Genomic DNA, 16,129 nt, shown 5'->3' on the forward strand with positions numbered 1-16,129 from the left:
CTCGCTCATATCATTTTTGCATCAATTTGGTTCAAAAAAATGGGGGACTGACGTTGGATGTTCGAGTTAGAAAGAGTCCTTCAAAAGAAGTCCTTCAGTGTTTTTTCATATATTTCAATGCCAATCAGGTATATCTGAGTACTTTTAAGTTAAGCAATAGATTTGGTATGAATTCTGATCATGTTTTTTTTATACAATTTCTGTATACACATCAAAATTTAAATTCTTAACTTAAAATTGACAACATTTAATCTCAGGGGATTGGCATGCAACCCACCAACGACACCGTAATCAGCGACGAAGACAGCGCACTGCGACCAGTGACCAAGAAAGAAAAAACGTGAGGCTCGTTTGCAATATTCAACGTGTGGGCCAACGACATTCAGTCTTTGTTTGGCTACAACCCTGGTGGCATCCCTATTTATTTCATTTGGTGCTAGCGGGTGGACTGCATTTGCCGCCTTGATCGCAGCAGGCCTGTTCGTGATGTACATGGTCAACTTGTCTGGCGCGGCAGGCGAGCGTTATGGCATATCCTACCCCGTATTCGCTCGCGCCAGTATGGGTATTGCGGGTGCCAAGCTACCTGCGATTTTGCGTGCAGTCGTCGCTATTTTTTGGGACGGAGCGCAAGTCTATTTCGCCTCAACTGCGTTGTCTCTGTTGATCAAGACCATCACAGGTGCCGAATCTGACACGATGTTCCTGGGTTTGAGCGGCGTCGACTGGGTGGCCTTCTTGTTCGTCTGGGCGTTTCACATTTTTATCTTCTGGCGTGGTATGAATTGGGTTGAAGGTTTTTTGAATCTGGCGGGGTCATTTGTGTACGCCGTGATGATTGCCTTGGTGATTTGTAGTGGTTCAATGATTCCGGACACCAAAGTAGGCTGCCTCGGGTTTGTCGAGGCCAGCCGATCAAACCCATAAACAGCGCGCAGGGCAAAATCGACATCGAGTGAAGGGTGGTTAGCAGGCCCGGCCCGCTATCGTATTTGTGCTTGCGGGAGCTGTTGCTCTTGCTCTAGATAATCGTCACTTTTATGTCCATGGCTGTTGCGATTGCTGGTGAAGGTCCTAGTGAAACTTCCGAGTAAGGCTTATTCCGATGTCAGATTTGAGTAGCTCTTAAAACGCCCGACAAAAGGCTTGGCTAGAGGGAAGGCCAGGTCGCCATATTTGCTAGTGCCCAAGCCCAGGCCGACCAAGGCCTCAGCGAGTTTGATGGCGGCAGTGACGCCTTCGACGATCGGCAGCCCGACCGCTTCGGTAATTTGTGGGGTTAGATCGGCCATGCCGCCGCAGCCCAGCACGATGGCGCCGATGTTGTCCTCATGCTTGGCTCGCAGACATTCTTCGATGATCAATTGCAGTGCCAAATCTGGGTTGTCCTCCAGTTCCAGCACTGGGATGTCTGCCGCGCGGATGCGCCGGCAGTTGTGACTGAATCCATAACTTTCCAGCAGATGCTCGGCAATGATCATGGTGCGGGGCAATGTGGTGACGATGGAAAAACGTGTGCTGATCAGGCTTGCCATGTGAAAAGCGGCCTCGGCAATACCAATCACGGGTGCGCGGGTCAGCTCACGCGCGACATAGATACCGGGGTCGCCAAAGCAGGCAATCACGTAAGCGTCGGTACCCTCGCGCTCACCGGCGAGCACTTCTTCTATAACGCCTATAACACTCACGGCTTCATCGAAATGGCTTTCGATAGAGATCGGGCCGCTGTCCGGTTGGCTGGCCGTAATGCGTGTGCCGGGTGAGGCGACAGCCCGTGCTGCTGTACCTATTGTGTCTGTCATGGCTTGAGTGGTGTTCGGATTAATGACGCGAATGTGCATTTCGAGGACCTATGTAAGTATTTGTACACAAAATTTTAGTATAATTGTATACAATTAATATTGTCAAAAACCCATAATACAGACTGGGCCATCAAGGTGAATGATTGGCAGGCATTTTATGCCACGACGCTCTTCTCTAACACGCACAAAAGGTTATGCAGCCATGGGCATCAGCGCCATTTATCCGCGGGATCTTGTCGGTTACGGTAGGAACCCGCCGCACGCCAAATGGCCGGGTAAGGCCCGTATCGCCGTTCAGTTCGTGCTCAACTACGAGGAGGGTGGGGAGAACTGTGTCCTGCATGGTGACAGTCACTCCGAGCGATTCCTCTCTGAAATCGTCGGTGCCGAGTCGTTCCCGGACCGGCACATGAGCATGGAATCTATATACGAGTACGGCTCCCGCGCCGGTGTTTGGCGTATTCTTAAGGAGTTTGAAACACGTGGCTTGCCGCTGACGGTTTTTGGTGTGGCCATGGCACTGGAACGGCATCCTGACGTGGCTGCGGCATTCAAGGAGCTGGGGCACGAAATTGCCTGTCACGGCTGGCGCTGGCTTCACTACCAGGATATGCCCGAGGCGATTGAGCGCGAGCATATGCAGCGCGCAGTGGAAATTTTTCAGCGCCTATACGGCGAGAAGCCGCAGGGCTGGTACACCGGTCGCGACAGCCCCAATACTCGTCGTCTGCTTCTGGACGAAGGCAGCTTTGTGTATGACAGCGACTATTATGGCGACGACCTGCCATTCTGGACCCGTGCTGCCGACAGCAAGGGCGAGTATCACAACCACCTGATAGTGCCCTACACTCTGGACACCAACGACATGCGTTTTGCCTCACCGCAGGGTTTCAACACCGGCGATCACTTCTTCAGCTATTTGAAAGATGCTTTCGACGTGCTTTATGCCGAAGGCAGCGATCAGCCAAAAATGCTCTCGGTGGGTCTGCATTGTCGTGTCATTGGCCGCCCTGGCAGGTTTCGTGGGTTGCAGCGTTTTCTAGACTACATCGAGGCCCATGACCGCGTCTGGGTGACTCGCCGTATCGACATAGCCCGTCACTGGGCCGAACACCATCCTGTATAAGTCTTTCCCTATAGGAGCCACCATGGCCCAGCGTCCGAACGAACCAAAAACCTATTACGCGCCCACCGGCGGGCACCCGCCACAAACGCAACTGCTGACAGACCGCGCGGTGTTCACCGAGGCCTACGCCGTGATTCCGAAGGGTGTGATGCGTGACATCGTCACCAGCCATTTGCCATTCTGGACCGGTACTCGCTTGTGGGTGCTGTCACGGCCATTAACCGGCTTTGCCGAAACCTTTTCGCAGTACATCATGGAAGTACAGCCGGGTGGTGGGAGCGACCGGCCGGAAACTGACCCGGGTGCTGAAGCTGTGCTGTTCGTTGTCGAGGGTGAGCTGACCCTGACCTTGAGCGGCAAAGAGCACAACATGGCGCCGGGTGGCTACGCGTTCATTCCACCGGGCAGCGATTGGGTTCTGCACAATAACTCGGGCGAGATTGTGCGCTTTCATTGGATTCGAAAAGCTTATGAGAAGGTTGAGGGTATCGAAATGCCAGAAGCCTTCGTTACCAACGAAACAGTGGTTGACCCGCTGGTAATGCCCAATACAAATGGTTGTTGGAGCACCACCCGCTTTGTTGATACCCAGGACATGCGCTATGACATGCATGTGAATATCGTCAACTTTCTACCCGGTGGCGTAATCCCATTTGCCGAAACGCATGTTATGGAGCACGGCCTGTATGTGCTCGAAGGTAAGGCTGTTTACTTGCTGAACAAGGATTGGGTCGAAGTAGAGGCCGGCGACTACATGTGGTTGCGCGCCTTCTGCCCGCAGGCTTGCTATGCCGGTGGCCCGGGTCCGTTCCGCTATCTGTTGTACAAGGACGTGAACCGGCACATGAAACTGCCGGCTTACGGTCGTTAAGCAGAATTTGTAACAGCGAGCAGGAGTATGCAGATGAGTGAGCAGTTATTACAATTAACAGCCGAGCCGCTGACTCCCGAGGCTTTTGTTGCCTTTGGCGAGGTGATTGATCACCGCAGCGCTTCATTTTTCATGATTAACGACGGGCGCACCCGCCGTTACCATGACCTGGCCAAGGTCGAAACCTTGGGCGAAGAAGCAAGAACGCTGATCAGTATCTTCGTCAGCCAGCCAGTGCAAATGCCATTGGAGTTGGCCTTTCTTGAGCGTCATTCGCTGGGCAGTCAGGCTTTTTTGCCCTTGCATGGCGAGCGCTTTGTGGTTGTGGTGGCCCCGGCCGGAGACGTTATCGATCCAGATCAGGTGCGGGCTTTCGTGACCGATGGCCGACAGGGCGTCAATTATCGCGCTGGCACTTGGCACGCCATTCAGTCAGTACTTGACCGCGAGGGCGAGTTTCTGGTGGTGGATCGCGGCGGCGTGGGGCACAACTGCGAGGAGCATCCACTGGCGCTGCGGGTGGTTCTGGAATAGTCGGGATATCGTGCAAAAAAACCTTGTGATGTGGAGTATATCACAAGGTTTTTTGTTGTCTGAGACCCTTCAAGGTCAGAAGTCTTAATCAGACATTAAAGCGGAAGTGCACTACGTCGCCGTTTTTCACGATGTATTCTTTGCCTTCCAAGCGCCACTTTCCGGCGTCTTTGGCGCCCGCTTCACCTTTAAACTGGATGAAGTCTTCGTAGCCAATCACCTCGGCACGAATAAAGCCACGTTCGAAATCGGTGTGAATTACGGCAGCCGCCTGAGGCGCAGTGGCACCAATTTTTACGGTCCAGGCGCGCACTTCTTTCACTCCCGCAGTGAAGTAGGTCTGCAATCCAAGCAAGCCGTAGCCGGCGCGAATCACGCGGTCCAGGCCGGGTTCTCCCATGCCCATTTCGTCCAGGAACATGCTTTTTTCGTCGTCCTCCAGTTCGGAGATTTCTGCTTCAATCTTGTTACAGATGGGCACCACCACGGCGTTTTCAGCAGCGGCGATTTCGCGCACGGTATCCAAGTATGGGTTGTTCTCGAAGCCGTCTTCGGCCACATTGGCGATATACATGGTGGGCTTGATGGTCAACAGGCACAGCTCTCGAATCAGCAGTAACTCGTCTTTATTCAGGCCCATGCCGCGCACTGGTTTGCCTTCGTTCAGAACCGGTAGCAAGCGTTCAAAAATATCCAGCTGGGCCTTGGCCTCTTTATCGCCACCTTTGGCGATTCGTTGTACCCGCCTGATGGCTTTTTCCACGGTGTCCATGTCGGCCAGCGCCAGTTCGGTGTTGATCACCTCTATGTCGTCTGCCGGGTCTATCTTGTTCGACACATGAATAACGTTGCTGTCGTCAAAACAACGCACTACGTGGGCAATGGCTTCGGTCTGGCGGATGTTGGCCAGAAACTGGTTGCCCAGGCCTTCGCCCTTGGAGGCGCCTGCTACTAGCCCGGCAATGTCCACAAACTCCATGGTGGTTGGCACAACACGCTGGGGCTTAACAATTTCAGCCAGCTTGGTCAGGCGTGGGTCGGGCATGGCCACTACGCCGGCGTTGGGCTCGATGGTGCAGAACGGAAAGTTTTCTGCGCCAATGCCTGCTTTGGTCAGTGCGTTGAACAAGGTAGATTTGCCGACGTTGGGAAGGCCGACGATGCCGCAGTTAAATCCCATGGAGTGCCTCTGATTCTGCTGAAAAATGTGTCGCGGATTATACCGGTACCGGTCAACGGGCGCGAGTAAGGGAAATCGGCGGGTAAAAGTAAAATCTGTCCCCGTTTTCCCGGGTTTTGCTGAGAGACAGATTTTAAATCTGTCTCTGGTTTAAGCGTGTGTCAGGCGTTGGCATCAAAGCCGTGCAGGCGGTTCATGGCCGCAGCCATGTTGCCGTTGGCAGCGTCTGGCAATACGCGCATGGTTTCATCGAATACCGCCGTTAGCGCTTCGGCTTCCCTTTTGCCCAGGCGTCCCAATACATAGCCGGTCACTTGGCGGGCTTCACCGGGGTGGCCAATGCCCAGTCGCAGGCGCTGGAAATCGTTGGTGCCAAGGTGTGCAGCGCTGTCGCGCAAACCATTATGACCGCCGTGGCCGCCGCCTTTTTTCAGTTTTGCGGTGCCCGGGGGCAAATCAAGTTCGTCGTGGGCGATCAGAATCTGTTCGGGGGATATCTTGAAAAAGTCTGCCAGCGCTTTTACCGACAATCCGCTGCGATTCATGAACGTTAAGGGATTCAGCAAATGCAGTTCCAAACCTTGCCATTGAATACGGGCGTATAGGCCGTGGTATTTCTTTTCGAGACGAAGCGACTGGCCCGCATCGCGGGCCAGTGCCTCAACGAAGAGGGCGCCGGCATTATGGCGGGTATTCTCGTAATCGGCACCGGGGTTACCCAGTCCAACCACCATGACAATATCCTGTGCCATCTGCCGTCGCCTCCGGAGCAATTACTCCTTGTCTTCGCCTTCATCTTCAGCGGCGTCAGTCTTAACACCTTTAGGCTTATTGATGGTAACAATAGCCTGGTCGTGCTCAGCACCGTGCTGCAGTGCAGGAATACGAACACCTTCTGGAAGCTTCAGGTCGCTCATGTGCACAATGCCATCCATCTCGACGTCAAACAGGTCGATTTCGATGAACTCTGGCAGGTTTTGCGGCAAGCAAGCTACTTCTACTTGGGTCATCAGACGGAAAGCAACGCCGCCAAAGGTCTTGATGGCTGGAGCAGTTTCTTCGTTCACCAAGTGCAGCGGTACGTGAACGAAGATTTCTTCGTCTTTGTTAATGCGCTGGAAGTCAGCGTGGCTCAGCAGCGGCTTGTACGGGTGACGCTGCAGATCCTTCAGGATAACGCTTTCTTTTTTGCCGTTCAGTTCAATGGTCAGAACGCGGGAGTAAAAAGCTTCGTTTTCCAATGCTTTTTTCAGCTCGTTGTGCCAGATGGAGATGGGCACAGCCTCTTTATGACCACCGTAGATGATGGCCGGGATTTTACGCTCTTCGCGACGCAGGCGGCGGCTCGCACCTCTCCCCTGGTCGTCACGAGGAAATGCTTCAATTACAAAGTCCTGAGACATGGTATGTATCCTTATCGTCATCTGCACGGCCCGCGACCAGGCTCTTTACAAATGAGGTTTTAAAAAGCCGGCGGTGCCAGCTATGAAAAGGTACGGGAGCCGTTGTGGCTCCCGTACCGGTATTTGCTTTTGCGGTCTATTTTGAACAGCTCCGATTACTCAGAACGGTTCAAAATTAGATCGGCTTAGACATTCTCGAACATGGCGCTGATAGATTCTTCGTTGCTAACGCGGCGAATAGATTCCGCAAGCAAACCTGCCATACTGAGGGGGCGGATTCTAGCACACTGCCGGGCTTTGTCACCCAGCGGAATGGTGTCGCACACCACCAGCTCGTCCAGTTCGGAGTTGTTAATGTTGTCGATGGCTTTGCCAGAAAGAACCGGGTGGGTAATGTAGGCCACAACCCGCGATGCTCCGTGCTTTTTCAAGGCTTCGGCGGCTTTGCACAGCGTGCCGGCGGTATCAACAATGTCGTCAACCAGAATACAAACTTTGCCGCGTACATCACCAATAATGTGCATAACCTGGGACACATTAGCCTTGGGGCGGCGCTTGTCGATGATCGCAAGGTCTGCGTCATCCAGGCGCTTTGCCACGGCGCGGGCCCGCACAACACCGCCAACGTCGGGCGATACCACGACAAAATTTTCAAAACGCTGCTTTTCAATATCTTCAATCAGTACCGGTGTGGCGTAAATATTGTCCACCGGAATATCAAAGAAGCCTTGAATCTGATCGGCGTGTAAGTCTACGGTCAGTACCCGATCTACACCAATGCTGGAAATCATGTCAGCAACCACTTTGGCGCTGATGGCGACTCGGCTGGAACGAACCCGACGATCCTGACGAGCGTAGCCGTAATAGGGGATAACCGCGGTGATGCGTGATGCAGAAGCTCGGCGCAGGGCGTCGGCCATCACAATCAGTTCCATTAAATTATCATTGGTGGGATGGCACGTAGGCTGAATGATAAAAACATCGTGGCCGCGCACATTTTCGTTAATTTCAACGGTGGTTTCACCATCGCTAAAACATCCGACTGTTGCGTTGCCAACTGGAATATGGAGTTGCTTGGAAATTGCGTGGGCAAGGTCAGGATTGGCGTTGCCGGCAAAAATCATTAACTTGGACACAATAGCATCCTTCTCGGTATCGGCGTGTGATTCAGAAGAAGCAGAAGAAAGATGGCTGGGGTGGCAGGATTCGAACCTGCGCATGACGGGATCAAAACCCGTTGCCTTACCACTTGGCGACACCCCAGTGTCGTGCTTATTTGGCATCATTATAGCTCTGCTAGTTTCTGGTGTAGAGGTGAATGATTCACCCCTCTAGCTACGAACCCCTTGATGCCAGAGGGTCTACTTTCCCAGATGATCCGGGCTGCGGATTCTGTCGGGAAACGTCCGAAAATGCAAGCCCCTGTTCCAGTTAATCTCGCAGGTCCGAATTGTGAAAGCCAATCTAGACTTTCAGCGACGTCAGGATACAGTTTCCGAACCGTTGCTTCACAGTCGTTTTTGTACCCCGAGGCGTCTCCCTCAAAAGCGGGCGCCATTGTCATTTTTGGAGTGTTTCTTGTCAACCCTTTTGCCGAAAAAATCTTGGTGGTTTGAATATTACATTCGGGTTTTAGCACCACAAACCAGTCTTGTGGTGGGTTTGCGGGTGTGAGCTGTTCACCGACGCCTTCGCCGATGGCTGCGTGGCCGCGCACAAAAACCGGTACATCGGCGCCCAAATTCAGGCCCAGTTCTGCCAGAGCGTCTTCGTCATGGCCAAGCTGCCACAGGTAATTCAACGCCAGCAGAGTGGTTGCGGCGTTAGAACTACCGCCGCCCAAGCCACCGCCCATGGGCAGTTTTTTACAAATACTGATGGTAACACCGGACAGCTGCGCCAGCGCATCCCCGGCCAATGCGTGAGCAGCCTTAATGATCAGGTTGTCGGCATCGGCTACCCCGGGCATCGATTGCGCCAGGCGCACGCCGGGCTTACCGGGAGTCAGCTCAAAGGTCAGTTCATCGCCATAGTCCAGAAACTGGAACAGGGTTTGAATCAGGTGGTAACCGTCAGCGCGGCGGCCATTGATGTGCAAGAAAAGATTAATCTTTGCCGGCGCCGGCAGGGTGATTGTGGTCATAGTGAGGGCCGCTATTGTTGCCGTCATAGTTTATGTCAGAATTTCTGTCAGAGTTGCCTTAAAAGTTGCCTTAAAAGTTGCCTTAAAAGTTGCCTTGGAACTTGAACCGAGAGCTGTCGTCAGGGCTAAAGAGGCTGCCAGTCAGTAATGGCCATGCGCACGCGTTTCTCGCCCTTGGTGGCAGTGATGCGGGCGGGCAGTGCCGGCAGTTCGGGGCTTGCGCTGTGCCAGCGGTCGTATTGAATATGCCAGCCGCTCTGGCGAATAGCCACCAGTTCCCCGGTGCTGTCGAACAGCAGGCGGTAGTCGCTATCGGGCGCGGTTAAGCCCCGCACCCACCAGGTCAGCTGGTTCAATGGCAGGCGCCAGCCCGTCGCTGCTAGTACCAGTTCGTCTGGCTCAGAGGATTGGTAACGCTCGCCGTCGGCCAGTGTCAGTTCAATAAAGTCGGGTGAGCCTTTCAGTCGGGTGCGGCCCATGCCCAGAAAGGCCGAAGACAGGGTCAGATCATAGTCTTCGTTGTGCTGTACCCATTGGGTGATCAGCGCGCTGCCGCTGTCAGAAGGTTGCTTAACGGCGAGCTTGCCGGTCAGTTTCCAGTGGTCAAGATTCTGCCGCTGGCGGACTGTGTCTGCCCAGGATGCGGGCGGCTGGTCGGTCAGACCTTCTGGTAAGGGCTCCAGAGTTATCGTGCTGCAGCCGCTTAGCGTAGCCAGCAGAAACATTAAAGCAGCGTGGCGCAGTCTCACCTTGGTCAAGGTTGAAAAAAACACGGTTACTCGCCAGCCGTAACTTCAACAGCGTCGGTACTTGATGCCGGCTGTGTGCCTACCCGCTCAATGGTTTCCAGCAACACTTCGTGCTGGGGGTCCTGTTTTAGTCCCTGCTCCCAGATAATGCGCGCCTGCTCGTCGGCGCCCGTCATCCACAAGACTTCGCCGTAATGCGCGGCTACTTCAGGGTCTGGGAAGGCGGCCCACGCGCGGGACAGGTAATCCAGAGCCTGTTGCAATTTGCCTTCGCGGTACAGTAGCCAGCCCATGCTGTCGAGAATGGCCGGGTTTTCGGGTTCCAACTCCAGCGCTCGCCCAATCAACTGCCGGGCCTCAAAAAGACGCTCAGTGCGAATGGTCAGAATGTACCCAAGAGCGTTCAAGGCCACCGCGTTGTCGGCGTCGTCGCGCACAATCTGCTCCAAGTCTTGCACTGCTTCGGCGGTGTTTCCCTGGCTGTCCATCATCATGGCGCGGGCGTAACGAATCTGGATATTGTCCGGGTGTTGCAGTAGCGCCTGCTCAATGGCTTCGGCGGCCTGCTGTTGCTGGCCCTGATTCAGCAGCAGGTTGATTTCAATCATCCACAGTGCTTCGGAGCGCCCGGGGTTGGTTTGGCGTAATTGCTGAATGGCATTAACCGCTTGCTCGAGTTTGCCGGTTTCAGCCAACAAGGTGCTGGCTCTGGCTTGGGCGGGCAGGTAATAGACGCCCTCGCTTACAGCCTGGTAGAAGTTGATCGCCTGTATAGAGCGGTTTTCTTTGTCTGCCAGGCGGCCCAAATAATAATTGGCTTCAGCAGCTTGCTGGCCTCGGTTTAGCAAAAAGGTCAGCTCTTTGCGGGCGATGTCACCCTGCTGGTTTTCAATCGCCACCAGCGCGTGGGACAGGCGCAATTCAGACATGTCCGGGTAGCGCTTAACCAGCCGCTCAAATTCGTCTTGCGCGGCTTGCAGTTCGCCCTCATTAACCAACATACGGCCGTATAGAGCGCCCATTTTCTGATTTCCGGGGAAGCGCCGGGTGTTGGTCATCAGGTGGTCAAGCGCAGTGCGTTTTTGGTCGCTGCCGTACAGTAGGTCGCCTTTTAGAATGATGGCTGGTTGGAAAGTGGGGTGTTTTTCCAGCAGCGTTTGCAGTCGCGCCAATGCCGGCTGCGGCATATCGCGTATTTTCATCAATAAGGCAATGCTGTACTCCAGCTCTGGATTGTCGCTGTGGCGCTCGGCCAAATCCAGATACAGCGTCAACAACTGCTGCTGCCGCTCAACCGAGAGGCCGGCTGCCATGGCTGCCAGACTGTCAAAGTCGGCGTCACCGCCGAGTTCCATGATTCGTTCCATGTGCACCAGTGCCAGTGCCAGGTCATTACTTTTTACCGCCTGAATGGCGGCGGAGCGGTGGGCTTCGATGCTGTTGGGTTCCACTTCCAGCCACAATTTCACCAGCTCCTGCTGGGTGTTTTCGCTGTTCAGGGATTGGGCGATGCGGGTTGCCCGCTCAATAACGCCGACATCACGGGACACCTGGGCGGCCCGCACGTAGTGGCCCAAAGTGATATCATAGCGACCGCGCTGCGCGGCAATTTCTGCAGAGGTCAGCAGGTACAGGACTTCAGGCTCGAAATTCCCGTACACCGGCGGAGAGTCGGGTGCCTCAGAGGTAGGCGAGGCGTTGGGTGCAGAAGCATTCGATTCGGCGCCAATCACGTCTGGATTGACGTTATCAAAGCCCGAAAAGCTGCTGCATCCCGAAATCGCAAGGCCCAGCAAGCCGGTGGCGAGAACGCGATGAAGGTTATGATGGCGAGTGAAATGACGATTGCCATCAACTGCGCGGTAAAAGAGCCCGAAAAAGAATGTTTGCATGCAAAATTCCGTATGTTGAGCAGGCGTAAAACCCGATGTGAAGCGCCAAAACCGTATAATGGCATAACCGCCAGATGTTGCCTAACGTGTCCGCACTTGCCGCAGCTCAAGGCTTATGGGTGGCAGCGCGGCCTTCAGAACGTTAAAATACCGGTAATATTAAAATTTCATTAATCGCAAAGCGCGCAGGGTTGTTGAATCACAAAATGGCACTGGTAACGCTTGGTATTAATCATCGCACGGCGCCTGTGGCAATCCGCGAACGGGTGGCGTTTACCCCTGAGCGCATGGCCGAGGCCTTTGCAGAGCTGCGCGCGGCTGCCGGAGCAACCGAGGCGGCCATACTTTCGACCTGTAACCGTACCGAAATTTATCTCGCCGCTGACGAAAATTGTGCCCCGCTGATATTGCGCTGGTTGGCCGGTTTTCACAACGTCGATGCCGGCGACCTGGAAGACGTGATTTACGTCCATCATGACAGCGAGGCAGTACGCCATCTTATGCGGGTGTCGGCCGGGCTGGATTCCATGGTGTTGGGCGAACCGCAGATACTGGGGCAGCTTAAAGATGCCTATGCCCTGGCGCAGGAGCACAAAGCCTGTGGCTCGTTTCTGGCGCGCCTGTTCGAACACACCTTCTCGGTAGCCAAACGGGTTCGTACCCAAACCGCTATTGGCGAAAACCCGGTTTCTGTCGCCTACGCGGCGGTGAGCATGGCTAACCGCATTTTTGCCGATATGTCGCGCAACAAAGCTCTGCTGATCGGCGCCGGCAAAACCATCGAGCTGGTTGCCCGCCACCTGGCAGACGCCGGCGTGAAAGATTTCCTGGTAGCCAACCGTACCCTGGAGCGGGCGCAAACGTTGGCGCAGGTCCACGGTGGTAAAGGCATATTGCTGTCCGACATCGCCGAACATTTGCACGAAGTGGACATTATCATTTCGTCCACCGCTAGCCCGCTGCCCGTTCTGGGCAAAGGCACCGTGGAGCGGGCACTGAAAAAGCGCAAACACCAGCCCTTTTTCATGGTGGATATTGCTGTTCCGCGGGACATAGAACCGGAAGTGGCCGAGCTCGATGACGTGTATCTTTACACCGTTGACGACCTGCGCCATGTGATTGAAGAGAACATCCGCTCTCGCGAGGGCGCCGCCCGGGAAGCCGAAAACCTGATTGACCTGGGTGTGCAGGAATTTCTGAACCAGCTGCGCGCACTGGACGCCGTATTTACCCTGAAGCAGTTCCGCCAGCGAGCCGAAGACCTGCGCGACGTGGAAACTGAAAAAGCGCTTCGCTCTTTGCGCAACGGCGCCGATCCGGAAACCGTGATGCGCAGCCTGGCTCGTGGTATTACCAACAAGTTGCTACACCAGCCGTCAATTCAGGTACGCAAGGCCACCACCGCCGGGCGCATCGAGGTCACCGAATGGTTGCGGGAATTGCACCAGCTTGATGCAGAAGAAACCGACCATAAGACCCCCATTGGAAAACTATGAAGCCGTCTATTCAGTCTCGCCTTGAACAGCTTGTTGAACGTTTTGAAGAAGTCAGCGCCTTGCTCAGCGATGCCGGCGTGATTGCCAATCAGAATAAATTTCGCGAGCTGTCCCGCGAATACGCCGAAATAGAGCCGGTGGTGCAGTGTTTCCAAGCCTGGCAGCACTCCCTTGTGGACATCAACGAAGCGCGAGAGCTGTGTAAAGACGGCGACGCTGACATGCGTGAAATGGCGGAAGAAGAGCTGCGCACCGCCCAGCAATCCAGCGAAGAGCTGGACGCAGAACTGCAGGGCCTGATGCTGCCAAAAGACCCGAACGACGGCAAAAACGTGTTTTTGGAAGTGCGCGCCGGCGCCGGCGGCGACGAAGCCGCCATATTTGCCGGCGACCTGTTCCGCATGTACAGCCGTTTTGCTGAACGGCGGCGCTGGCAGGTGGAAATTCTCAGCGCCAGCGACGGCGAACACGGCGGTTATAAAGAGGTGATTGCGCGGGTGGCTGGCAGTGGCGTGTACGGCACGCTGAAGTTTGAATCTGGTGTGCATCGCGTACAAAGGGTACCGGAAACCGAATCCCAGGGCCGCATTCACACCTCGGCCTGCACTGTGGCTGTTATGCCGGAAGCCGACGAAGCCGAGGCGGTAGAAATCAATAAGGGCGACTTACGGGTAGACACCTTTCGCGCCTCTGGTGCCGGCGGCCAGCACGTTAACAAGACCGACTCCGCCATTCGCATTACGCACTTGCCAAGTGGCTTGGTGGTGGAATGCCAGGAAGAGCGCTCGCAGCATAAAAACCGTGCCAAGGCCATGAGCCTGCTGGCTTCGCGCTTGCAGAATATTGAAACCGAGCGCGCCCATCAGAGCATGGCCGAAACCCGCAAAAGCCTGGTGGGCAGCGGCGACCGCTCCGAGCGCATTCGCACCTACAACTTCCCCCAGAGCCGGGTGACCGATCATCGCATCAACCTGACCCTGTACAAGCTAGATGAAGTGATTGCGGGCGATCTGGATTCGGTGATCAAGCCATTGCTGCAAGAACACCAGGCCGAGCTGTTGGCTGCGCTGGCCGATGACCGCTGATTTTGCTGACAACCCGGGCACCTTTGACCCAGTCACTTTACGCTGTGACGAGTTGCTACGCGCCGCTGTGAGCCGCATCGGCAGTGATTCGCCCCAGCTAGACGCCGAGCTGTTATTGGCCCAGGTAACCGGGTGGTCCCGAACCCGCTTCCGTGCTTTTCCCGAACAACACGTCAGCCTTGTGCAGGCGGCCGCTTTTGAGCAGCTTGTAGCCAAGCGCGCAGCGGGTGAGCCCGTTGCTTACGTGCTGGGGCAGCAAGAGTTCTGGTCACTGCCGTTGCAGGTGAACGCTGCCACGTTGATTCCACGGCCCGATACCGAATGTGTTGTCGAGCAGGCGCTGACCCTAAATCTGCCAGCCCAGGCACGGGTTTTGGATTTGGGTACAGGTACCGGCGCCATTGCCTTAGCGCTGGCCAGCGAGCGGCCTGATTGGGACATAACCGCCAGTGACTTTGTAGATGCCGCCGTCGCCTTGGCGCAGAGCAACTCAGCGGCGCTGAATCTGCCAATTCAGGTGGTGAAAAGCCACTGGTTCGCCCAGCTTGCGGCTGTCTGTTTTGATCAACGTTCTAACCGACGTGGCGATCAGCGTTGTGATTTACAGCGTGATTTAAGTGGTGATCAGGGCTTTGATTTGATCGTGTCTAACCCGCCTTATATTGCCAAAACTGATCATCATCTGATTGAAGGTGACGTTCGTTTCGAACCAGCCTCTGCGCTGGTATCGGGTGCCGATGGCCTGGATGATATCCGCCATATTGTGGCCGCTGCGCCACGTTGGCTGAACGCTGGCGGATGGTTGCTGTTAGAACACGGTTATGATCAGGCGCAGGCGGTGCGGGGATTGCTAGACCAACAGGGCTTTGATCAGGTACATAGCCGTAAAGACTACGGCGGTAATGACCGAATGACTCTTGGCCAAGCCAGGTAGGGGACGGATTTCAAATCCGTTCCCGCTTTCCGTCTCCGTTTTCTCCCAAGACCGGGGACAGACTTCAAATCTGTCCCCGGTCTGCCTGGACATCCCACCCAAGAGGACAGATTTCAAATCTGTCCTCGATTTGTCAACGGAGCCCTCCATGCTAAGTGACGACGAGCTGTTACGTTACAGTCGCCAGATTCTAATGCCGAACTTTGACATTGCCGGCCAGCAGGCGCTGAAATCCGCGCGCGTCTTAATAGTTGGCTCCGGCGGGCTGGGCTGCCCCGTGGCGCTTTACCTTGGCGCGGCCGGGGTGGGTCACCTGACTCTGGTAGACGACGATCATATCGAAGTGGCCAATTTGCAGCGCCAAATCGCTTTTGAAACCGCCCAGCTCGGTGAATCCAAAGCCGAGCGCCTGGCCGATCGCATTCGCGGTATAAACCCATTAATAACGGTAGACGTGATTCGCCAGCGGCTGGAGGGCGAAGATTTTGACGCCCCTGTGACACAAGCAAGCCTGGTGTTGGATTGCTGTGACAACTTCAACACCCGCTTTGCCCTGAACCGAGCGTGCTTGAAAGCCAGCGTGCCGCTGGTGTCTGGTGCGGCCATTCGTGGCGAAGGTCAAATCAGCGTGTACGACAGCCGCCAGCCACAATCTCCTTGTTACCATTGCTTGTATCCTGAACAAGGTAATGAGGACCTGACCTGCTCCGAAGCCGGTGTAATAGCACCACTGGTTGGCATGATCGGCGCTGCCCAGGCGATGGAAGCGATAAAAGTTATCAGCGGTGTGGGTAAAACTCTGGTGGGCCGCCTGTTAATTGTCGACGCCTGGAGCATGGAGTGGCGCGAAATGAAGCTGGCCAAAGATCCGGCTTGCCCGGTGTGCAATAACAAATAGGGGACAGACTTCAAGT

At 55.1% G+C, this 16,129-nt stretch carries 16 protein-coding genes and 1 tRNA gene; 8 read left to right on the top strand and 9 right to left on the bottom strand.

The window, feature by feature from the left end; all coding sequences use genetic code 11:
• Window positions 1–393: 393 nt before the first annotated feature.
• Window positions 394–927: a cytosine permease gene (locus MRBBS_RS04035; protein WP_227497573.1), complete on the top strand. Its 534-nt coding sequence runs from the start codon at window positions 394–396 to the stop codon at window positions 925–927.
• A gap of 170 nt (window positions 928–1,097) precedes the next feature.
• On the opposite strand, the gene MRBBS_RS04040 is transcribed toward MRBBS_RS04035, so the two are convergent.
• A complete protein-coding gene (locus tag MRBBS_RS04040; protein ID WP_014870146.1) occupies window positions 1,098–1,841 on the bottom strand; it encodes an aspartate/glutamate racemase family protein in 744 nt (247 codons plus the stop codon).
• A gap of 169 nt (window positions 1,842–2,010) precedes the next feature.
• Between MRBBS_RS04040 and puuE the strand changes: the two genes are divergently transcribed.
• The 3 genes from puuE to MRBBS_RS04055 are packed head-to-tail and all read left to right on the top strand — an operon-like array spanning window position 2,011 to window position 4,333.
• Complete coding sequence (puuE, locus tag MRBBS_RS04045; protein WP_201764341.1) at window positions 2,011–2,928, top strand: allantoinase PuuE; 918 nt, start codon at window positions 2,011–2,013, stop codon at window positions 2,926–2,928.
• A 22-nt stretch (window positions 2,929–2,950) separates the two neighbouring features.
• A complete protein-coding gene (locus MRBBS_RS04050) occupies window positions 2,951–3,799 on the top strand; it encodes a bifunctional allantoicase/(S)-ureidoglycine aminohydrolase (protein WP_014870148.1) in 849 nt (282 codons plus the stop codon).
• 33 nt (window positions 3,800–3,832) lie between these two features.
• Complete coding sequence (locus MRBBS_RS04055; RefSeq protein WP_014870149.1) at window positions 3,833–4,333, top strand: ureidoglycolate lyase; 501 nt, start codon at window positions 3,833–3,835, stop codon at window positions 4,331–4,333.
• An 88-nt stretch (window positions 4,334–4,421) separates the two neighbouring features.
• Here the strand turns inward: MRBBS_RS04055 and ychF are convergent, their stop codons facing one another.
• From ychF to MRBBS_RS04095, 8 genes are all read right to left on the bottom strand, one after another.
• The gene (gene ychF, locus MRBBS_RS04060) at window positions 4,422–5,513 is read right to left on the bottom strand and encodes a redox-regulated ATPase YchF (protein WP_014870150.1); all 1,092 of its coding nucleotides are present in this window, start codon (window positions 5,511–5,513) and stop codon (window positions 4,422–4,424) included.
• Window positions 5,514–5,674: 161 nt separating this feature from the next.
• The gene (gene pth / locus MRBBS_RS04065) at window positions 5,675–6,265 is read right to left on the bottom strand and encodes an aminoacyl-tRNA hydrolase (RefSeq protein WP_014870151.1); all 591 of its coding nucleotides are present in this window, start codon (window positions 6,263–6,265) and stop codon (window positions 5,675–5,677) included.
• Between the two features lie 21 nt (window positions 6,266–6,286).
• Entirely contained in the window at window positions 6,287–6,916 is a 630-nt protein-coding gene (locus MRBBS_RS04070; RefSeq protein WP_014870152.1) for a 50S ribosomal protein L25/general stress protein Ctc, read from the bottom strand.
• 185 nt (window positions 6,917–7,101) lie between these two features.
• Window positions 7,102–8,052 carry a ribose-phosphate diphosphokinase gene (locus tag MRBBS_RS04075; protein ID WP_041635461.1) on the bottom strand — a complete coding sequence of 317 codons (951 nt, stop codon included), beginning with the start codon at window positions 8,050–8,052 and terminating at the stop codon, window positions 7,102–7,104.
• Window positions 8,053–8,104: 52 nt separating this feature from the next.
• Window positions 8,105–8,179: transfer RNA gene (locus MRBBS_RS04080), tRNA-Gln, on the bottom strand.
• A 22-nt stretch (window positions 8,180–8,201) separates the two neighbouring features.
• Window positions 8,202–9,059 carry a 4-(cytidine 5'-diphospho)-2-C-methyl-D-erythritol kinase gene (gene ispE, locus MRBBS_RS04085; protein ID WP_014870154.1) on the bottom strand — a complete coding sequence of 286 codons (858 nt, stop codon included), beginning with the start codon at window positions 9,057–9,059 and terminating at the stop codon, window positions 8,202–8,204.
• 125 nt (window positions 9,060–9,184) lie between these two features.
• Window positions 9,185–9,808, bottom strand: coding sequence for a lipoprotein insertase outer membrane protein LolB (gene lolB, locus MRBBS_RS04090; protein WP_041635462.1), 624 nt, complete (start codon window positions 9,806–9,808; stop codon window positions 9,185–9,187).
• Between the two features lie 26 nt (window positions 9,809–9,834).
• On the bottom strand, window positions 9,835–11,700 hold the full coding sequence (locus tag MRBBS_RS04095; RefSeq protein WP_014870156.1) for a tetratricopeptide repeat protein: 1,866 nt from the start codon (window positions 11,698–11,700) through the stop codon (window positions 9,835–9,837).
• Window positions 11,701–11,906: 206 nt separating this feature from the next.
• On the opposite strand from MRBBS_RS04095, the gene hemA reads away from it, so the two are divergent.
• The 4 genes from hemA to MRBBS_RS04115 all read left to right on the top strand — a co-directional run bounded on the left by hemA (window position 11,907) and on the right by MRBBS_RS04115 (window position 16,113).
• Entirely contained in the window at window positions 11,907–13,196 is a 1,290-nt protein-coding gene (hemA, locus tag MRBBS_RS04100; protein WP_041635463.1) for a glutamyl-tRNA reductase, read from the top strand.
• On the top strand, window positions 13,193–14,281 hold the full coding sequence (prfA, locus tag MRBBS_RS04105) for a peptide chain release factor 1 (protein ID WP_014870159.1): 1,089 nt from the start codon (window positions 13,193–13,195) through the stop codon (window positions 14,279–14,281). The genes hemA and prfA overlap by 4 nt, the downstream gene beginning before the upstream one ends.
• Window positions 14,271–15,215 (top strand): peptide chain release factor N(5)-glutamine methyltransferase, encoded by a 945-nt coding sequence (gene prmC, locus MRBBS_RS04110; protein WP_014870160.1) that lies wholly within the window; start codon window positions 14,271–14,273, stop codon window positions 15,213–15,215. The genes prfA and prmC overlap by 11 nt, the downstream gene beginning before the upstream one ends.
• A gap of 148 nt (window positions 15,216–15,363) precedes the next feature.
• Window positions 15,364–16,113, top strand: a complete 750-nt coding sequence (locus tag MRBBS_RS04115; protein WP_014870161.1) for a molybdopterin-synthase adenylyltransferase MoeB — start codon at window positions 15,364–15,366, stop codon at window positions 16,111–16,113.
• Window positions 16,114–16,129 lie beyond the last annotated feature (16 nt).

The organism is Marinobacter sp. BSs20148 (genome assembly GCF_000283275.1).
Classification (GTDB): domain Bacteria; phylum Pseudomonadota; class Gammaproteobacteria; order Pseudomonadales; family Oleiphilaceae; genus Marinobacter; species Marinobacter psychrophilus.

Coding starts and splice junctions, on each gene's coding strand:
- prfA (WP_014870159.1), top strand. CDS start 13,193: ATGAAGCCGTCTATTCAGTCTCGCCTTGAACAGCTTGTTGAACGTTTT.
- MRBBS_RS04055 (WP_014870149.1), top strand. CDS start 3,833: ATGAGTGAGCAGTTATTACAATTAACAGCCGAGCCGCTGACTCCCGAG.
- prmC (WP_014870160.1), top strand. CDS start 14,271: ATGACCGCTGATTTTGCTGACAACCCGGGCACCTTTGACCCAGTCACT.
- pth (WP_014870151.1), bottom strand. CDS start 6,265: ATGGCACAGGATATTGTCATGGTGGTTGGACTGGGTAACCCCGGTGCC.
- MRBBS_RS04115 (WP_014870161.1), top strand. CDS start 15,364: ATGCTAAGTGACGACGAGCTGTTACGTTACAGTCGCCAGATTCTAATG.
- MRBBS_RS04070 (WP_014870152.1), bottom strand. CDS start 6,916: ATGTCTCAGGACTTTGTAATTGAAGCATTTCCTCGTGACGACCAGGGG.
- ispE (WP_014870154.1), bottom strand. CDS start 9,059: ATGACCACAATCACCCTGCCGGCGCCGGCAAAGATTAATCTTTTCTTG.
- ychF (WP_014870150.1), bottom strand. CDS start 5,513: ATGGGATTTAACTGCGGCATCGTCGGCCTTCCCAACGTCGGCAAATCT.
- hemA (WP_041635463.1), top strand. CDS start 11,907: ATGGCACTGGTAACGCTTGGTATTAATCATCGCACGGCGCCTGTGGCA.
- MRBBS_RS04095 (WP_014870156.1), bottom strand. CDS start 11,700: ATGCAAACATTCTTTTTCGGGCTCTTTTACCGCGCAGTTGATGGCAAT.
- MRBBS_RS04050 (WP_014870148.1), top strand. CDS start 2,951: ATGGCCCAGCGTCCGAACGAACCAAAAACCTATTACGCGCCCACCGGC.
- MRBBS_RS04040 (WP_014870146.1), bottom strand. CDS start 1,841: ATGCACATTCGCGTCATTAATCCGAACACCACTCAAGCCATGACAGAC.